The sequence below is a fragment of the Treponema bryantii NK4A124 genome, from assembly GCF_000421345.1.
In the GTDB taxonomy this organism is placed as follows: Bacteria; Spirochaetota; Spirochaetia; order Treponematales; family Treponemataceae; genus Treponema_D; species Treponema_D bryantii_B.
Genome location: NZ_ATWV01000001.1, coordinates 173,576 through 191,972, shown reverse-complemented (window position 1 = coordinate 191,972; position 18,397 = coordinate 173,576). Strand labels below are relative to the sequence as shown.

Below are 18,397 nucleotides of genomic sequence, written 5' to 3'. Positions count from 1 at the left end.
GGTATGAAAAATAAAATTAAAAGCTTTTTTAAGATTCTGGTAGTAACTGCGGGATGTTTAATGTTTGCATCGTTCAGTCCTTCTTTAGATGGAAGGGCTGTGGTTGTTGATGAAGGTGTATTTCCTCAGGGACTTTTTGCAAAAACTGTAGGCTACCTTCCTGGTGATATAATCAGCGTGACAAATATTGCTGGTGATTCAACAATTGATTTGCTTGTAATTGGTGCGCTTGACCCTTCTGAAGGTGTTGCAATTATGCTCTCACCTGAGGCAGCTGATGCAATGGGACTTGACCGCGGTGCCAATAATATCGTTAAGATTACAAAACGTTCCGGTCAGGATGAACGAGTTTACGGTAATGCTGTAATTTCGAAGTCATCTGCAGAAATTGAAGACTGGGATGATGATGAATATGATTCAATCGGTGCAGAAGAAAACTCTGATGCCTTTGAAGAGCCTGAAGCTGAAGCAGAAGAAGCTGATGCTGAAGAAGCAGGGGAAGCTGCGGAAGAGAGTGAAGAAAGCTCAGAAGAAGACTTTGAAGAGCCTGCTGTAGACGAAGAAGAAGCTTTTGATGAAACCGAAGAAGAGGCTTTTGAAGAAGAAGCAGAAGATACAGAGGAATCTGAAGAAATACCTGCCGAAGAAGAAGCTCCTGTTGAAGAGGAAACTGTTGAAGAAGAAGCTCTAGATGAAGAGGCCCTTCCAGAGGAAGAGTTTGCAGATGAAGAAGAGACTTTTGAAGAAGAAGCAGTAGCAGAAGAAGAGCTTCCAGAAGAAGAAGCACCTGCTGAAGAGGCCGCTGAGGAAGAAACAGAAGAAGAGTTTGAAGAGCCTGAAGAGTCAGAAGAAGAGCCTGCTGAAGAAGAAGCTTTTGATTCTGAAGAACTCGATGAACTTCCGGAAGAAGCTGCTGAAGAGGCCTTAGAAGAAGAAGCTCCTGCAGAAGAAAGCGAAGAAGAGGAAACTGAAGAAGATATTCCTGAGGAAGAAACTTTAGACGAAGAAGCATTTGAAGAAGAAGAACCAGACCAGCTTCCTGCAGAGGAAGAGGCTGCTGAAGAAGAAACAGAAGAAGCTCCGGCAGAAGAGGCCTTTGATGAAGACGAACTAGATGCTCTTCCGGAAGAAACAGAAACTCCTGCCGAAGAAAGTGTAGAAGAGACTGAAAGCGAAGAATATGAAGCAATTGTTCTTGTTCCAGCAGATTCAAATCCTCCGGAGAATGAAGATGATGAGGTAGAAGATGTCGTTGCTGAAGATGAACTTGAAAACATTGATGAAACAATAACACTTACACCTCTTGAATCATCAATCAATAAATCAGTTTCTTCTGTTACTCCTGTAAGTCCTGCAGAAACTAAGTCTGCAGCTGTAGCTGAAGCAGAAACATCTTATGATAAGTACCTTGTTCCAAGCCTGAACCAGCTTGAATCTGGAAAGTATTACGTTCAGATTGCGGCTTATGGATCTGATGCAAATATACTTGAAATTATCAATAAGTATGGAAGCAATTATCCTATTACAATCGTGCCTATGGCTAATGGTAAAACAAAGCAGGTTCTTGTAGGACCTGTAACAATGGATGAATATAAGGTTGTACTTGAAAGATTTAAGTCTTACGGATTTAAGGATGCCTTCTTAAGGAAAGTAAAATAAGCCTAAAATCGAAAGCCCGGTAACCCCGGGCTTTTTTTTGTATGATTTGAACCGCAAACGAGCGAAGCGAGTTTGTCGGTTTCGCAATTAATTTGACACGCTTGCCGAAGGCAAGTCGTGTTCATAATAATGATAAACGGCAGCGGGCTTGACCCGCTGTCCGCTTTCATCAGATTGTATATACCCAACCCTCTGGAGCAGGGAGGCGGCCCATCTGGATGCCAGTCAAAGTATCGTAAATCTCTTTCAGTTTAGGTCCCATTTCCTGTTTTCCGCCGTTATAGATGATTGATTTTCCATGGTCATCAATCTGTCCAACTGGTGAAATAACAGCAGCAGTACCACAAAGACCGCATTCTACGAAGTCGCCAAGTTCAGATTTATTAATCTTTCTCTCTTCAACTTCCATATGAAGGTATTCTTTTGCAACAATTACGAGCGAACGGCGTGTAATTGAAGGAAGAATTGAGTCAGATTTAGGAGTTACAAGCTTTCCATCCTTAGAGATGAAGATGATGTTTGCTCCACCTGTCTCTTCGAGATATGTATGAGTAGCAGGGTCAAGATACATGTTTTCTGCATAGCCACACTTGTGAGCATCTACAATGTTGTGCAGAGACATAGCATAGTTCAAACCAGCCTTAATATCACCAGTTCCATGAGGAGCGGCACGGTCAAGGTCAGAAAGACGAACCTTAATAGGCTTAACTCCGCCTTTGAAATATGGTCCAACTGGAGTTACGAGGATACGGAACTGATATTCATCAGCTGGTTTTACACCAATAACTGAGCTTGAACCGAACATATATGGACGGATGTAAAGAGTAGCGCCACTTCCGTAAGGTGGAACCCATTCCTTGTTTGCTTTAATTGTCTTAAGAACAGCTTCAATAAAACGCTCTTTTGGGAAAACTGGCATTTCAAGGCGTTTACAAGAGTTTTCCATACGTTCAGCGTTCAAATCCGGACGGAAAGTTACGATATCGCCGTGTTCAGTTGTATATGCTTTAAGACCTTCAAAACAGGTCTGAGCGTACTGAAGAACGCCAGCACATTCGCTGATGGTTACAGTGTGGTCACTTGTAAGTTTTCCCGCATCCCATTTACCATTTTTCCAGTTTGCTACATAGCTCTTAGAAGTTTCTTTGTAGCCGAATGGAAGATTGCCCCAGTCAATTCTCTTTTTGGCTGCCGGCTTTTTACTTGTTGTTTTTTTTGCTGTTGTTTTCTTTGCAGCAGGTTTTTTAGCAGTTGTTTTTGTTGTTGCCATAATTGTACCTCGCTCTTTAGTAATACTAAAGTTTTTTATTTACACTAAATAATTATATAACTATTTTTTTTATTAGTAAAGTGATATAATAGAAAATATGAAACTTTTTACCTGGAATGATATTCTTTCTATATTAAACGGTGACTCAAATGCAGACTTCCTGGGCGGAGTAAAAACCGGCATTTCGGTTGGCAGCTTTGACGGGCTTCATAAGGGACATAGAAAGCTGCTGGGAGAACTCCTGAACGCCGGACGCGCTCGGGGCCTTGCCTGCGGCGTACTTACATTTTCGCGACCTCTTCCGGGTATTAAGCACAGCGGCGACTATATGGGAGACCTCTCAACTCTGGATCAGAGAATCAGACTTTTTGAAGAGCTGGGACTTGATTTTGCCATAATCGTAGATTTTGATGATTCTTTTGCCTCTATGATGGGGGCTGATTTTCTGAATATCCTTTTGAACGTATGCAACATGGAACTCTTAGCCGAAGGAATTGATTTTCGCTGCGGTTTTAAGGGTGCTACAGATGCTCAGGCAATCAGATACTGGGCAGATCAGAATAAGGTTGAAAGTATTTTTGTTGACGCAGTTTATTTTAGGGAAGGAACTGATGAAGAAGAAAGAATCTCTTCCTCATATATCAGAAAAATGCTGAGCCGGGGCTTTTTTACTACCGCTCAGGAACTTTTAGAACGGCCTTACGAACTGGACATCGCTGCAATCCGCCGCGCCGCCAATGAAAAATCGCCGCAGCTGCTACCTCCGGACGGTCTTTACCGCACCGAAAACGAAAAAGGGGAGCTTGTTCGCCTGGAAATAAAAAACGGGAAGATAGTAAGTCTTCCCGCCTGTAATTCTGTAAAATTTGTTTAGGGGATTATTCACCGAACTCTTCCTGGTTATACATATTCTTTGCTTCTTCAAAATCAATTGGCTTACCCCAGATAAAGCCCTGAATAAAGTCGCATTTGTGTTCGCGAAGAATATCAAGCTGAGCCTCTTTTTCAACACCTTCAGAAATAACCTCGCAGTTCATAACGTGGCCCATGTAAATAACAGAGTCAACAACATCTCTCATGTTCTGGCTGCTTTCAATATCATCAATAAGGCTCTTGTCAATCTTAAGGATGTTTATAGGAAGCGTCATCAGCTGCTTGATAGAGGTATAGCCTGTACCAAAATCATCAAGGGCAATCTTAATGCCCATTTCATGCAGGGCTTTTATATTGGAAATTGTTGTTTCCATAGATTCTGCAAAGGAATATTCGGTAATTTCAAGCTCAAGGTTTTCTGCAGGGAAGCCTGTTCCTTCAATAATTCTTCTTATTCGGCTGATAAAGTCCTTGCTGCTCATAGTTTTAGCAGAAATATTTATGGAAATAGTCAAATCATTTTCTGCATTTGCAAGAACCGGCTTAAATTCTGTCATTGCAGTTTGAAGAACAAAATCATCAATTTTCATAATCAGATTTGATTTTTCTGCAGCCGGAATAAAATCAACAGGGCTTACAATAGAACAGTCCGGCTTACGGCAGCGGATTAAGGTTTCAAAGCCACGCAGCTTCTTTTCGTCTGTAGTGAACTGAGGCTGGTAAACAAGGTAAAAATACTTATTTTTAAGGGCTTCTTTTACAAGAAATTCTGCTTCCCTCTGTTTGATGTCAGAATTTTCCATATTTTCATTAAAAATACAGATTCTGTTTTCTGCCAGATTTCGGGTTTTTGCCAGGGCAGTTTCTGCATTTCTTAGTACAGAGGAAGCTGTTTTTGTGAAGTTATATGGCGGATGAGAATAAACAATTCCGGCTCCAAGAGTCATGGTAAGGCTTGTTTCTGTCTGAGCTTCGTTTTCGTCTTGAGAAGAATCTTCTGTATGAACTGTTACAGTTTCAGAGTTAATTACGCTTTTGAGCCTTTCTTCAGGTGATTCCCCAGGTTCAAAAAGAATTGCCAGGGTAGAGCCTGTGATTCTGAACATCTTATCTTTTTTATCAAGAATTGTAGAAAGTTTTTCTGCTGCTTTTTTGATAAGGGCATCACCAATCTGAATTCCGTAAACATCATTTATATGCTTAAAATCTTCAAGTTCAACACAGGCCAGGGTAAAAGATTTTCTTCCTTCTATATGTTCGGTTACTTCTTTTACATAAGAGCGCCTGTTACCCATTGAAGTAATGTAGTCTGTCATGTTACTAACAGAAAGCCTTGCATAAAAGGAATATAGCGTAACAAGGGTGATGAGAGAAACAGTGTGGGTAACAATTCCGGGGAGGGAAACTATGGAATGCCGCATAATCATTGCAAAAAGAAGGTTTCCTATTGAAATGAAAATGATTCCCAGGGCAATCTTAAAGCCCTTTTTATAGTCAGTAAAAACGAGAAGAAAACAGATAAGTGATAGAGAGCCGGAAAGAATTCCACTTCGTGTACTTGAGGGAATCTTAAGGTTTCCAATGGAAAAGAAATCTGCATGCGGTTTACCTGTATAGCTTAAAGCCATAAAACAGCCGATTCCAAGAATAGTCAAAAGAATCAGCCTTATATTTTTTCGTGTTAAATGCCTCATTTTTCCGCCTTTCTGTTTATGAATTTTTAGTATACTTTATGAAATGCAACTTGTAAATTAAAAAACGCAAATGGCGGTGTATTGATTCATGCTTTCAATTTCTATATAATAATTAAATCTGTTTTACGGACCTATTGTGATTTGTTTCCAGAAACCCGGAGACCGACCTGCAAAACTTCCGCTCAGACAGACTTTCCGGCCTGGCTGGAAATCATATATTTTTTCAGGGGTTCCAATATGGCACTTTCAAAAGAAGCTACTTCAGCTACAGTAAAGAAGTACGGCGCAAAAGAAACTGATACAGGTAATGTAAAGGTTCAGATTGCAATCATGACACAGCGTGTTCAGCAGCTCACAGAGCACAACAAGCTCTTCCCAAAGGACGCTAATGCTAAACGTGCTCTCCTCAAGGTTGTAGGACAGCGCCGCAAGATGCTCCGCTACTTTGAACGCACAGACCTCGAAGGTTACCGCGCATTCATCAAAGAGCTCGGACTTCGTAAGTAGCGCCTCGGTGGTTGAGTGCCTGCAAAGCAGGCTTATCGAAACCACCGTTACAAATCCCGCCAGTTTCATGCTGAGCGGGATTTTTTTTATTTAAATCTTCTATATAATTGAATTGATTAATCTCCATTTATGGATTAAAATTATATATCTTTAACTTTTGCATATTAGTTTAACTAATAAATAGAAAAAAACACGCGTCGGATGTAGTGACGTGTGTAGGAGAAAATTATGTCTGTAGAAAGAGTAACCTACAAACTTGGAGATGCCGATCTCATCCTCGAAACTGGAAAAATCGGTAAACAGGCTAATGGATGTGTTTACGCTCAGTGGGGCGGAGCCGCTATTATTGCAACTATTTGTGCTTCGTCTGCTGTTACAGAAGGTCAGGACTTCGTTCCTGTAACTGTTGAGTACAACGAAAAATTCTATGCTGCCGGAAAAATCCCTGGCGGTTTTGTAAAGCGTGAAGGTCGTCCAAAGGACAAGGAGATTCTGGTATCTCGTCTTATCGACCGCCCAATGCGTCCGCTTTTTGAGCCATCATTCGGTCACGAACTTCAGATTGTTCCAACTTGTGTTTCTTGCGATGGCGTTCACACTCAGGATATTCTTGCCGTAATCGCAGCTTCTGCTGCAACTTGTATTTCTGATATTCCATTCCACGGTCCGGTTGCTGCCTGCCGTGTTGGATATTTGAACGGTGAATACATTATCAACCCTACATTCGAACAGATTGAAAAGGGTGACCTTGAAATCGTTGTTGCCGGAACTAAAGACGGCTTTACAATGGTAGAAGGTGGTGCTAACGAAGTTTCTGAGGAATTGATGCTCGGTGCTTTGGAACGCGCTCAGAAGTTCATTACTGATATGTGTCTCTTGCAGGAAGAACTTGTTAAGAAGGCTGGTAAGGAAAAGCTTCCTTTGAACCCTCTCGACGTAACTTTGGACAACGCAGAAGCTATCGAAGCTGAAGCAACTCCACTTCTTAAAGAAGCATGTTTCAAGGGCAGCAAGATTGAACGCGGTAAGGCAATTTCTCAGGTTCAGAGAGACCTCGCTGCAAAATATGCTGAACAGCTTTCTGACCCTATTCAGGCAAAGCTTTTCTGTACTTTGATGGATGACATTCAGTACAAGCTTCTCCGCAAGTCTATTCTTGACGATGGAGTTCGTGTTGACGGCCGTAAGGTTGACGAAATCCGCCCAATCACTTGTGAAATCAATGTATTGCCAACTCCACATGGTTCGGCACTTTTCACTCGTGGTGAAACTCAGTCTCTTGCTGTTTGTACTCTTGGTACTGCAATGGACGAACAGTCTTATGATGATATCGATGGAGACAGAAGCGAGCACTTCATCCTCCACTATAACTTCCCACCATACTCAGTTGGTGAAACTGGTAAGCTCACAACAGGTCGTCGTGAAATTGGTCACGGAAACCTCGCTCGCCGCTCACTCGCTGCAATGGTTCCAAGCCGCGAAGAATTCCCATACACAATCCGCGTAGTTTCTGAAATCATGGAATCTAACGGTTCATCATCTCAGGCTTCTACTTGTGGTGGAACCCTTTGTATGCTTGCTGCCGGCGTTCCAATGAAGAAGATGGTTGCCGGTATTGCTATGGGTCTTATCACAGAACCAGAGGGAGACAATCCTTATGGCCGCTATAAGATTTTGAGCGATATCCTTGGTGAAGAAGACCACCTTGGTGATATGGACTTTAAGGTAGCCGGAACAAAAGACGGTATTACTGGTTTCCAGATGGATATTAAGATTGCCGGTGTAACAACTGAAATCATGAAGAAGGCTATGGAACAGGCTCGCCAGGGTCGTCTCCACATTCTTTCAATTATGGAGAAGTGCATCGACAAGCCGGCTCCACTCGCTAAGAATGCTCCACAGATTCTCACAATGAAGATTCCTGTAGACAAGATTGGCGCTCTCATAGGACCAGGCGGAAAGAATGTTAAGGCTCTCTGCGCTCAGTATGATGTAACAATCAACACTGATGATGACGGAACTGTAACAATCTACTCTAAGAACGGCTTGAATGCTGAGGCTGCTAAGAAGGCTGTTAAGGGCATTACAGAAGATCCTGAAGTTGGAACAATCTACCAGGGAACTGTAAAGCGCATTATGGACTTTGGTGCATTTGTAGAAATCCTTCCTGGAAAAGAAGGACTCTGCCACATTTCAAAGCTCTCAAAACAGCGCGTAAACAAGGTAACCGACGTTCTTACAGAAGGTCAGGTAATTCCTGTTAAGCTTCTCGAAGTAGACAAGCAGGGAAGATTGAACCTTTCTTACATTGATGCGCTCGATGAGCAGAAATAATTGATGTGGATTGCCACGTCGCCCTGCGGGCTCCTCGCAATGACGTCATTGCGAGGAAGGAACGAAGTGAGTGACGAAGCAATCCATTATTGAAGTTGTAATTAATTCCCCGGTTATGTCGGGGAATTATTATATTAGGAGGAACATATGGGAAAAACAACTAACAGAGGCCTTGGCGCTCTCTTTATCAGAATCGCTTTGGCTGCTTACTTTATCATCACAGGTCTTTGCATGCTCGGAGTAGGCGGTTCAGTAAAGGCTAGTCAGGCCGGTGCTGCAATTTATGAAATCTTCAGCGGCGACCTTGCAAAAATTGTAGCAATTATTGTTGCAATTCTTCTTTTGATTGGCGGAGTTTGCATTGCAATCACAATTTTCCGCGATCTTGGAAACTGGGATAATACAGCAATGCTTATTCTTACAGTTCTCTGGATTGTAATTGCTGTAGTAGCAGATGTTTTCAGCCGTTCATTTGGTGTAAACAAACTCGACGGTAATGCAATGTTCTGGATTCTGAATGTTGCAAAAGACCTCCTGATTATCGGTGGCCTGCTTTCAATTAAATAAGGATGAGATTCCCGCTTTTGCGGGAATGACACGTTATGGTAAATATAAAATGTGTGGCCTCGAAAGGGGCTGTAATTCCCGAGTATAAAACAAGCGGCGCGGCAGGTGCAGACCTCTGCGCTCTTTTAGACGCTCCGCTTACTATTCCTGCCGGTTCTTATGCCATGGTACCGACAGGACTCTTTTTCGAAATTCCCGAAGGCTATGAAGTACAGGTACGTCCGCGAAGTGGTCTTGCAGCAAAATATGGTGTTACCGTTTTGAATACTCCGGGTACAATCGACAGTGATTATCGTGGCGAAATTAAAATAATTTTAATAAATCTGGGCGGCTCCGACTTTACAATTAATAGTGGAGACCGGATTGCACAGATGGTTGTTGCACCTGTTACTCAGGCATCTTTTTCACTTACCCAAAGTCTCAGTGAAACTGAACGCGGAACAGGTGGATTCGGTTCAACTGGCCTTGCAGATAAAAAATGATTAAAAATGAAAACTAAAGATATTATTCAGATAATAAAACGTAATCATACCTTAAGACTTGTACATCTGTATTATACAAAGTTCCAGGTCAGGGTAATGAAACGTGGAACCTTAAAAGATCATATCCTCATCAAATATCTATTTAAGGATTTATTTCTTTATTTTCTGGTATCTTTCTTTTTCTTTTTTATGGTTTTCTTTGTAAATCAGATTCTCCTTACAGTAGAGGATCTTCTTGCTAAGTCAGCTCCTTTTGCTGATGTAATGAGAATAATGGTTTACAGTCTGCCATTTATCATAGCTCAGTCTTCGCCTTTCGCAACACTCGTTGGATTTTTGATGAGTCTTGGCGGAATGATGAGCAGTAATGAAATTTTAATTTTCCGTGCAGCAGGTCTTTCCTTCTTTAAAATCTTTTTTCCTGTTGCAGCTCTTGGTTTAATGATTTCCATCGGCTCCTTTTTTGTAAATGATTATCTCCTGCCCCTGGGAACAATCAAATACAATGAGCTCATGAGAAAAATTATGAATTCGACTCCTTCAATTGAGCTTGAGTCTAACAGTGTAAAACACCTTGATACTTCTAACATCGTGATTGGAAATGTAGAAGGAAATCAGGTTTCTGATATTGTCATTATTGATTCTAAAGATGGTGATGACAGAATTATTGTTGCAGGTCAATCTGTTCTGCAGGGTGCAAAAGAAGAAGGCGTACTCATGCAGTTTGATATGAATGATGCAAACGTACTTACAATAAAATCAGACAATAAAAATAATTATGATATTTTGCGTTCCAAGCGAACAGTTTTAAATGTATTTGATTCAACTTTTCTGGGCTCTTATTCACAATCTCCTCGAGAGATGACAACCTACGACCTTACAAAACGGCTTACAGAAATGAAGGCTGAAAAATCAGATAATCCTAGTACTCTGAGAAAAATTAATCTCTGGATTATGGAGTGGCATAAAAAATTTGCCATTCCTTTTGGATCAATCTTTTTTGCCGTTCTGGCTTTTTCAATGGCCTTTCTTTTTGGAAAAAATAACGGACAGATGATAGGTCTCTTTCTTGGGCTTGTAATCTGTGTTTTATACTGGGCCGTTCAGATTGTAGGACAGCTGCTTGTAACAAAAGTTGGACTAAATGCTTTCTGGTGTATATGGACTCCTAATTTTCTTATTGGATTTTTTGGTTTAGTCTTTTTAATGAGGCTTTTAAAGAAATAAAAAATGAAACTTGTAATTTATCTTTTTAAAAAGGTTATTCCTCTTTTTATCGGAGCAATGTTCTTTTTCGCTCTCGTTCTTAATCTTGTTGACCTTTTTATGAACATAGCAACTTATCTTCAGAATAACTGTTCTGGTAAAGATATTATGTTAGTTATGGCTTACTATGTTCCTAAAACAATATGGTATGCCGTGCCTGTTGCAATTCTCTTTTCCACTTCTTATGCACTTAGTGAAATGTATGCAGCAAATGAAATCCAGGCTCTGCTTGCTTCTGGTGTTTCTCTTTTCCGCTTTACGGTTCCTCTTCTTATTGTAAGTCTTATTATGGCTTATGGTCTTTTTGTTTTTGAAAATAAATTTGTTGTTCAGACTTACGAGAAAAAAACAACTTTACAGGATACTCTTCTTCAGAAAACAAAAAATGAAAACAATACTAATGTAATTGTACTTTCAGATAATGGGCGTGTAATTTATTCTGCGGCACGTTATATAGAAAGTCAGAAAAAACTTCGTACCTGCTATTTTGTTTTCCGCGGCGAAAATCGTGAGCTTCTTGCAATTATTTACTGTAAGCAGGCCATGTGGAATGCTCAAAAGGAAGCCTGGGAGCCGGAGGATCCGGTTCAATATGAGCCTGTAGGGGATACTCTTAAAATTACTGACGTTAATTATGATTATGTGAAATTACTTACAGAATCGTATGAAATCTTCCGTAAGACAAATGTAGACGTTCAGTCTGTTTCTGCAGAAGAAGCTAAAGTTTATATCAATCATCTTAAAAAAGCAGGTCTTCCATATAACGAGGAGCTTTCGGAATATTATAAAAAATATGCCTTTCCATTTATTGTGTTTATTGTAGTTTTTCTTTCAATTGGACTTACTGGTAAAACCCGAAAGAATGTACTTTTGATTAGTCTTGCTTCCTGCATTTCTGCATCAGTTCTATTCTATGTTACTATGATGGTAACGATGGTTCTTGCAAAACATGGTTACATTTCGGCTTTTTCCGGTGCATGGTCTCCAGTTATTTTCTTTACTATTGTAAGTATTATTTTGTTACGCTATGCCCGTACATAAGTTTTTTATATAGATTCTCAGAGGTTTTTAATGAGTGAAGTTTTAAATATTTTTGATATAAAACATAAGAATGCAGGAAGCCGGGCTAGAACCGGAACTTTACATCTTCCTCATGGAGATGTACGTACTCCGGTTTTTATGCCTGTTGGTACTAATGCTACTGTAAAGGCAATGCCAAAGGATTTTCTCGAAGAAATTGATTTTGATATTATCCTGGCAAATACCTATCATCTTTTTCTGCGACCTGGACCGGATTTAATTAAAGAGGCCGGTGGATTACACGGCTTTTCTCAGTGGAAGAAAAATTTTCTTACGGATTCAGGCGGCTTTCAGGTTTTCTCTCTGAGTAAGCTTCGTAAAATTACTGACGAAGGAGTGCGTTTTCAAAGCCATATTGACGGCAGCTATCATATGTTTACTCCGGAAAATGTAGTTCAGACTCAGACCAAATTTAATTCTGATATTCAGATGCAGCTTGATGTCTGCTCTGGCTGGGGTGTAGAACGCAAGGAAGCAGAAAAGGCTCTGCGTATAACTTCTGACTGGCTGCTACGCGCAAAAGGCGAGTGGGAAAAGCAGAGGGAAGCAGGCTATCAGGGAATGCTCTTTCCGATTGTTCAGGGAAATTTTTTTGAAGATCTGCGTCAGAAGTCTGCAGAGTTTGTAAGTTCACTTAATATGCCTGGTATAGCAATCGGCGGTCTTAGTGTAGGTGAGCCTCCAGCTGAATTTACAAAATATCTGAATTATACAGTTCAGTATCTGCCGGAAGATAAGCCTAAATATGTAATGGGAATTGGAACTCCGGAATATATTCTTGATGCGGTACAGGCCGGAATTGATATGTTTGACTGTGTACTGCCAACCCGTAATGCAAGAAACGGTTCATACTTTACCCGCCGCGGAATGCTTAGCATTAAACAGGAGAGATGGACTCACGACTTTGGTCCTGTGGACAGCGAATGTAATTGTAAAGTTTGCCGCACTTATTCCCGAAGTTATTTAAGACATCTTTTTAAAGAACAGGAAATCCTTAGCAGTATTCTTGCAAGTTATCATAACCTGTATTTCTTGAACAATATGCTTAAGGAAATACGGGTTGCAATTGATGAAGACAGATTCGAGGAGTATAGAAAAGAGTTCCTTGAGAAGTTCCATCAGGGTGTGTAATTGAACTGTCATCCTGAACTTGTTTCAGGATCAGCATGACAAGAGGGTATTTATGAGAAAGGTAGTTTTATTTTTATTAATTCTTGCTTCAGTAAATTTCTGTTTTGCTCAGGAAGAAGATTCTGAAAAAGAAACTCAGAGTATTTCCGCCTCAAAGGCCGGTATTTCAGAAATACCCAATTCAAAACGCCCTAAGCCTATAGATAAAGAAAAAGCTGCAAAAGCTGCTGAAAAAGATGAAAGCGAAAAAGATTATGAGAATAAATCTAATACAATAAAGTACGGGGTTCCGTCAGAGATCTCGACACTAATAGATGAGCTTATCAAAAATGAAGATCCCCGCTTTACTGAAGAAATATACGACGTTTTTCAGGTTTCAAAAAATACAGTAATTAAGCAGAAGATTCTCAATTATTTTAAGCAGCTGGAAGATCCATGTCTCGAAGATTATGCTGTAGAAACACTGAATGATCCTTATGAAGAGAGAAATGATCTGGTAAAAGCCTGCTTTCAGTATGTATCTGCTGTAAAAACCAAGGAAGCAATTCCGGCAGTTCTCTCTCTGATTGAAGCAGAAAATGATTCCTATTTTAATGATGCAATTGCAACCATAGGGGAAATCGGAGGGCCTGAAGAAGCTATGTTCCTTGTAGAATATCTGGAGCGTGAGGATTTAAGTGATGCTCAGCGTCAGACTCTCATGAGAACCTGTGGTAAGATGCATGCAATTCAAACCTGGGATAAAGTTGTAGAAGTTGCAGAAGATGAAGATGAAAATCTTTATGTAAGAATGTATGCGGCAGAAGCTCTTGGACTTATGGAAAAAAAGGAATCTGTTCCGGTTCTGGTTGAGCTTTTTTCAGAAAATGATCCTAACCTCCGTCAGTATGTAATTAAAGGCCTTTCTCATTTTCCAGATGTTGTCGAAGCAAAGCAGACAATTCTTCAGGGAATCCGAGATGAGCACTGGCGTGTAAGACAGGAAGCAATAAAGACCGTTCGCGAAAACAAGATTACCGATGCCACACAATTCCTTATTTATCGAGCAAAAAATGACAGCGAAAAAGTTATAAAAGATGAAGCCTATAATTCTCTTGCGGCTGTAAATACAAAAGAAGCTAACGACTTTATGGTAGAGCAGCTTAAAGATAAAAAGACCGGTGATACAACAAAGAAAAAAATTGTAGAAGTACTGCTTAAAGAAGGTCATGCCGGTCAGAATGAAATTCTTGAGCTTGCGGAAGAATGTCTGAAAGATGACAGAAGAAAGGATCTTCGTTACGCAATTGGAAAAGAGCTGGCGAAAAAAGAAAACTCGGCTTACGAAGATATCTGTATTAAATATCTGGAATCAAAGGATTCAACAACCCAGAGCCTTGGACTTGATATCTACAAAACAAACAAGTTCCATTCTGCCGAAGCAAGAATGCGGGCAATTTACGCCGACAAAAAAGCAAATTCCGGCGTAAAGAATAGAATTAAGAAAATGTTGAATATTGAGGATGAGGAAGAGAAAACCAAAGAAGATAAAGGCGCTGGTGCTGATGTAAATGCTAAATAGATATCAGTAATTAAAATACCAGATGCGTAATAAAAAAAGGGTTGCGACAACATCATTCCCGTTGGCGCAGCCCTTTTTTTATGATAGCAGCTGGTATTTTAAGTGTACTATTATTTATATAGTGAATTAACCAGCGCCAGTGCTTTATTGATAGCTGCTGTTTCTTCCTTTGACCACTCAACATTTTCTTCTACCAGAGTTTCGAGGCTTGAATGGCTTTCCATAAGTGCTGTAGAAAATCCGCGTGAAACCTTGAACCAGTAGCTGCCATTACCATTGTTGTAAAGGGTAATGAAGCCGTATTCGCGTCCTTTCTGCTTTGCAATTGCAGTTCTCAAAATAAAGCCGAGAGAATCTACCAGCTGTTCCTTTTGAATCGGTTCGTTTACATTTACGTTCATGTGGCGGTTCCACTTTTTTTCTGGAAGAGGACGAAGGTCGAGATTCTTTGCCAGCTCCATAATGAGAGAAACTTTTTCTCCTGCAAGAAGAGATCCGTTATCATTGGTGATTACAGTACCTTTCATCTGGCCGGCATTGTTCAACTTGTTTTTATTGTTTTCGTTTTGAAGTGCCTGAGTAAGCTGTTCAAGCGGAAGCAGGGCTGTCTTCTTTCCTTTGATTTTTTTTGTTGCAAAAAGGAAGCCGCCAAGAGAAAGTGAATCTTCCGGAAGAGGAGAGTCTTCTGCACTGTCTGAGCTTTTTCCTTTTTTGCCTTTCTTTTTCTGAAGTTCAGCTTCCTGGCGGCGAAGGGCCTTTGCGGTTCTGTTTCTTTCCTGTTCCAGCATGCGGGCTTCGCGAGAGCTTTCACGTTCTTTTTTGCAGGCCATCAGCTTGTCAAATAAATCAGGATTGATTATATCAAGCATAGGGCGTGTAAGAGGTGAAACACTTGAAGCGTAAATGCGGCTTGTACGGATGATTTCTCCGGCTACAATAAATACCGGGTCCTTTTTAAACATTACGCTGCCCGGGTGAATGCAGATATGGTCTGCGGTGAGGCTTCTGTAGCTTTCACGGCCTGTGCGTATACAGACAAACTGAATCATACCTGCGGCTATACAACAAAGGTAATCCTGCATAGAGCCTTTACCTTCTACAACAGGAATACCCATTTTATCACTTACAATTTCTATAAGCTGTTCGTTGATGTTTTCGATTTCTGCCATTACGCGATCATCAAGATAATTTTTTTTGCAGAACTTTTCGCGATTGTCTGTGTCTTTGAAGGCCTTGAGAATATTTAGGTAAGTGCAGAAATCTCCCTGAATTTCCTGGAAACGGTGATGGGCCTTGCGGGCTTCCATTTCTTCGTTAGGTGGAAGGACAAAAGGCGAGTTTGTTGAGAGAAAGGAAGCGGCAATAAGTGCCTTGTCCAGAACATCAGGAAAGCGCATGATTGCTTCAACAATAATACGGCTGATTCTCGGCTCGAGCGGGAATTTTACCATCATCTGGCCGATTCCCGAAAGAGTGTTATCTTCTTCGAGAGCGCCCAGCATGTGAAGGGTATCAACTGCGCCGATAATTCCTTCGTGGCCAGGATTTGCAATAAAATCAAAATCGTAGAAATCAGTAATACCAAGCTCGCTCATGCGCAGAACTACTTCGCTCAAGTCTGTGCGGTAGATCTCTTCTGTTGTATATTCAGGGCGGGTGTCAAAATCTTTGCGGGAATAAAGACGGTAGCAGGTTCCCGGTTGAGTACGGCCTGCGCGTCCTTTTCTCTGATTGCAGGAAGCCTTTGAAACTGCTGACTCAACAAGGCTTGAAGTAAAGTTCTTTGGATTATAAAAATTCAACTTGCAAAGACCTGAGTCAATTACAGTGGTTACGTCGCTGATGGTTACCGAGGTTTCTGCAATGTTTGTTGAAATAACAACTTTGCGCTTGCCGTCCGGTGCCTTTTCAAAAACTCTTTCCTGTTCTTCTTTGGGCAGGCGGCCATAGAGAGGAAGTATGTGAAGCTTGCGGCCAATAGGCGAGTAGTAAAGCTTATCCATACAGTCTTTTATGATTTTTTCTCCCGGCAGGAAGATAAGAATTGCGCCGTCTTCATCATTGTCGAGAACGCGGTCTACTGTGTTATAAATCTTTGTGAGAATCTGGTCGCAGCCTGAGTCGGTGGTTGTTGTGCTGCCACCTGGAACCGGGTCGTAAACAAGGGCTACAGGGTAAGTTACAGTGTCAATTGAAACAATAGGCGCGTTGTCAAAATACTCTGAGAAAACCTGAGTGTTCATTGTGGCAGAACTTACGATTACGCGGAAGTCGCTGCGTTCCTTTAATACGCGTTTTACAAGGCCGAGAACAAAATCAATGTTAAGACTTCGCTCGTGAGCTTCATCTATCATCAAAACACTGTACTTACTGAGCCATGGGTCCAGCTTCATTTCCTGAAGGAGGATTCCGTCTGTCATGATTTTGATGCGGGTGTCCTGATTGGTGTAATCTTCAAAGCGCATCTTGTAGCCGACGAGTCCCGGGTAAGTTGTGCCTAACTGTTTTGAAATAAATTCACTTACGCTGAGGGCGGCAATGCGTCGAGGCTGAGTAACACCAATCATGCCGTTTGTGGCGTAGCCGGCTTCGTATAAAATAACCGGTATCTGAGTTGTCTTTCCTGAACCGGTAGGGCTTTCTACAATTACTACCTGATGATCTTCGAGGCAGTCTAAAATCTTCTGTTTCTGTGCGTATACTGGAAGTGACTTATAATCTATTGCCATTCTATATAATCCTTTGTTGCTTCTTTATTGATTTTGATACGGCGTTCAATATACTTTGCCCAGTTTGTTCGCGGAACGTCGTAAAGGTATTCTACAAAATCCTGATTGAGCGGTTTAATAACATACTCGTTTGCAGTGTTAATGTAGGTGGTTATAAAATAAGGCTCGCATTTTTTGATTTTCATTGAGCCGTCTTTTTCTCTGTGCATTGTTACAATGTAAAAAAGTCCGTCGCCGGTGTTGTCTCTTTCTCCGGTTGGATTTTTTGATGTAAGTTCAGGCTTTGTTCGCTGACCGGAAATTGTGTTTCCGTTTGCATACATAATCAGTTTGTCGCGGCCTCTTTTTGTGTCTATCACGAGCTTACGGTCTTTTATGATATGAGCGTGGTTAGCCCATACAACATCTGCTCCGGCCTCGAGTAAATCCATGTAATACTGATTCTGTCTTTCTGAAATGTGGCGGGTGTATTCTGGTTCGCTTGTGTGAACTGAAATTATAAAAAGGTCGCAGGGGTGAGAAGTTCGAAGTTCCTGTGTGTATTTTATAAAGGCCTTGCGGGATTCATCTGTCGGTTTTATAAAATTGATGTATTCAGAAGCGTCGGGGCGGTTTAAAAGCTCTGTGATTGGAAGAAAGAGAATTTTCCAGCCGTTTGATTCAAAGTAATTGTAGGTGAGGGCAGAAAGTCTTGAGTCGGCTGTCTCTTTTGTTCCTGAAAAATATATATCATTTCCCAGCTGTTCTTTTGTGTGGGTTGTGATTGCTTTAGAAGTTTTTATTGTTTCAAGAATGCCGTTTTTGTACTGATCATTTGTATGATTATTTGAAAGAGAAAATACATCAAAGCCGGCATCGACTGCAGCCTGAACATATTTCTGGGTCATGTTAAAACTTGGATAAGAGGCGGCGGCTTTTGTTGTATCTATCGGTGCTTCTATGTTAGCAAAGGCTAAGTCAGCGCTGGAAATTACGTCTCTTACATCCCGCCAGATTTTTTCATAAGTAGTAATGTAATAGTTTACCGAATGAGCCATGATGTCACCGGCAAAAAGAAGAGTAATTGTGTCTTTGTCGTGTTTGGGGGTATTAGAGTTTTCCTGTGGAACTTCTTCAAGGGGAGCTTTTTCTGCGGGTTCGTTTATGATTTGTGATGTTGTACCGCAGGAATAGAATAAGATGGAGATGAAAAGAAAAGATAAAAATGATGAAAGGTGGAATTTTAAATTCACTTCTTCTCCAAG

Annotated in this window: 14 protein-coding genes; 10 read left to right on the top strand and 4 right to left on the bottom strand. The window is 40.9% G+C overall.

From position 1 onward, the window contains the following. Positions 1–3 precede the first annotated feature (3 nt). Positions 4–1,659, top strand: a complete 1,656-nt coding sequence (locus tag G626_RS17080; RefSeq protein WP_022930887.1) for an SPOR domain-containing protein — start codon at positions 4–6, stop codon at positions 1,657–1,659. A gap of 169 nt (positions 1,660–1,828) precedes the next feature. Here G626_RS17080 and G626_RS0100780 read toward each other — a convergent pair whose 3' ends face one another. Next, positions 1,829–2,929: a branched-chain amino acid aminotransferase gene (locus G626_RS0100780; protein WP_022930886.1), complete on the bottom strand. Its 1,101-nt coding sequence runs from the start codon at positions 2,927–2,929 to the stop codon at positions 1,829–1,831. 97 nt (positions 2,930–3,026) lie between these two features. On the opposite strand from G626_RS0100780, the gene G626_RS0100775 reads away from it, so the two are divergent. Further along, positions 3,027–3,803: an FAD synthetase family protein gene (locus G626_RS0100775; RefSeq protein WP_022930885.1), complete on the top strand. Its 777-nt coding sequence runs from the start codon at positions 3,027–3,029 to the stop codon at positions 3,801–3,803. A gap of 4 nt (positions 3,804–3,807) precedes the next feature. On the opposite strand, the gene G626_RS17075 is transcribed toward G626_RS0100775, so the two are convergent. Then, positions 3,808–5,496, bottom strand: coding sequence for a putative bifunctional diguanylate cyclase/phosphodiesterase (locus tag G626_RS17075; RefSeq protein WP_022930884.1), 1,689 nt, complete (start codon positions 5,494–5,496; stop codon positions 3,808–3,810). 237 nt (positions 5,497–5,733) lie between these two features. Between G626_RS17075 and rpsO the strand changes: the two genes are divergently transcribed. The 8 genes from rpsO to G626_RS0100730 all read left to right on the top strand — a co-directional run bounded on the left by rpsO (position 5,734) and on the right by G626_RS0100730 (position 14,424). Then, positions 5,734–6,003, top strand: coding sequence for a 30S ribosomal protein S15 (gene rpsO, locus G626_RS0100765; RefSeq protein WP_027726891.1), 270 nt, complete (start codon positions 5,734–5,736; stop codon positions 6,001–6,003). Between the two features lie 228 nt (positions 6,004–6,231). Further along, entirely contained in the window at positions 6,232–8,337 is a 2,106-nt protein-coding gene (gene pnp, locus G626_RS0100760) for a polyribonucleotide nucleotidyltransferase (RefSeq protein WP_022930882.1), read from the top strand. A 147-nt stretch (positions 8,338–8,484) separates the two neighbouring features. Then, the gene (locus G626_RS0100755; protein WP_022930881.1) at positions 8,485–8,904 is read left to right on the top strand and encodes a hypothetical protein; all 420 of its coding nucleotides are present in this window, start codon (positions 8,485–8,487) and stop codon (positions 8,902–8,904) included. A 35-nt stretch (positions 8,905–8,939) separates the two neighbouring features. Continuing rightward, positions 8,940–9,386: a dUTP diphosphatase gene (gene dut, locus G626_RS0100750; protein ID WP_022930880.1), complete on the top strand. Its 447-nt coding sequence runs from the start codon at positions 8,940–8,942 to the stop codon at positions 9,384–9,386. A gap of 6 nt (positions 9,387–9,392) precedes the next feature. Further along, positions 9,393–10,613, top strand: coding sequence for an LptF/LptG family permease (locus G626_RS0100745; protein ID WP_022930879.1), 1,221 nt, complete (start codon positions 9,393–9,395; stop codon positions 10,611–10,613). 3 nt (positions 10,614–10,616) lie between these two features. Next, positions 10,617–11,693 carry an LptF/LptG family permease gene (locus G626_RS0100740; RefSeq protein ID WP_022930878.1) on the top strand — a complete coding sequence of 359 codons (1,077 nt, stop codon included), beginning with the start codon at positions 10,617–10,619 and terminating at the stop codon, positions 11,691–11,693. Positions 11,694–11,723: 30 nt separating this feature from the next. Continuing rightward, positions 11,724–12,863, top strand: a complete 1,140-nt coding sequence (tgt, locus tag G626_RS0100735; RefSeq protein WP_022930877.1) for a tRNA guanosine(34) transglycosylase Tgt — start codon at positions 11,724–11,726, stop codon at positions 12,861–12,863. A gap of 52 nt (positions 12,864–12,915) precedes the next feature. After that, on the top strand, positions 12,916–14,424 hold the full coding sequence (locus G626_RS0100730) for a HEAT repeat domain-containing protein (protein ID WP_022930876.1): 1,509 nt from the start codon (positions 12,916–12,918) through the stop codon (positions 14,422–14,424). A 110-nt stretch (positions 14,425–14,534) separates the two neighbouring features. On the opposite strand, the gene G626_RS0100725 is transcribed toward G626_RS0100730, so the two are convergent. Both G626_RS0100725 and G626_RS0100720 read right to left on the bottom strand, forming a co-directional pair. Continuing rightward, positions 14,535–17,153: a helicase-related protein gene (locus tag G626_RS0100725; RefSeq protein ID WP_022930875.1), complete on the bottom strand. Its 2,619-nt coding sequence runs from the start codon at positions 17,151–17,153 to the stop codon at positions 14,535–14,537. Beyond that, complete coding sequence (locus G626_RS0100720) at positions 17,144–18,385, bottom strand: CapA family protein (RefSeq protein WP_022930874.1); 1,242 nt, start codon at positions 18,383–18,385, stop codon at positions 17,144–17,146. Before G626_RS0100720 ends, G626_RS0100725 begins: the two co-directional genes overlap by 10 nt. Positions 18,386–18,397: the final 12 nt, after the last annotated feature.

Excerpts from the sequence above, each read along its gene's own strand:
- rpsO (WP_027726891.1), top strand. The coding sequence starts at position 5,734 with ATGGCACTTTCAAAAGAAGCTACTTCAGCTACAGTAAAGAAGTACGGC.
- G626_RS17075 (WP_022930884.1), bottom strand. The coding sequence starts at position 5,496 with ATGAGGCATTTAACACGAAAAAATATAAGGCTGATTCTTTTGACTATT.
- pnp (WP_022930882.1), top strand. The coding sequence starts at position 6,232 with ATGTCTGTAGAAAGAGTAACCTACAAACTTGGAGATGCCGATCTCATC.
- G626_RS17080 (WP_022930887.1), top strand. The coding sequence starts at position 4 with ATGAAAAATAAAATTAAAAGCTTTTTTAAGATTCTGGTAGTAACTGCG.
- G626_RS0100730 (WP_022930876.1), top strand. The coding sequence starts at position 12,916 with ATGAGAAAGGTAGTTTTATTTTTATTAATTCTTGCTTCAGTAAATTTC.
- G626_RS0100745 (WP_022930879.1), top strand. The coding sequence starts at position 9,393 with ATGAAAACTAAAGATATTATTCAGATAATAAAACGTAATCATACCTTA.
- tgt (WP_022930877.1), top strand. The coding sequence starts at position 11,724 with ATGAGTGAAGTTTTAAATATTTTTGATATAAAACATAAGAATGCAGGA.
- G626_RS0100775 (WP_022930885.1), top strand. The coding sequence starts at position 3,027 with ATGAAACTTTTTACCTGGAATGATATTCTTTCTATATTAAACGGTGAC.
- G626_RS0100755 (WP_022930881.1), top strand. The coding sequence starts at position 8,485 with ATGGGAAAAACAACTAACAGAGGCCTTGGCGCTCTCTTTATCAGAATC.
- dut (WP_022930880.1), top strand. The coding sequence starts at position 8,940 with ATGGTAAATATAAAATGTGTGGCCTCGAAAGGGGCTGTAATTCCCGAG.
- G626_RS0100780 (WP_022930886.1), bottom strand. The coding sequence starts at position 2,929 with ATGGCAACAACAAAAACAACTGCTAAAAAACCTGCTGCAAAGAAAACA.
- G626_RS0100725 (WP_022930875.1), bottom strand. The coding sequence starts at position 17,153 with ATGGCAATAGATTATAAGTCACTTCCAGTATACGCACAGAAACAGAAG.
- G626_RS0100740 (WP_022930878.1), top strand. The coding sequence starts at position 10,617 with ATGAAACTTGTAATTTATCTTTTTAAAAAGGTTATTCCTCTTTTTATC.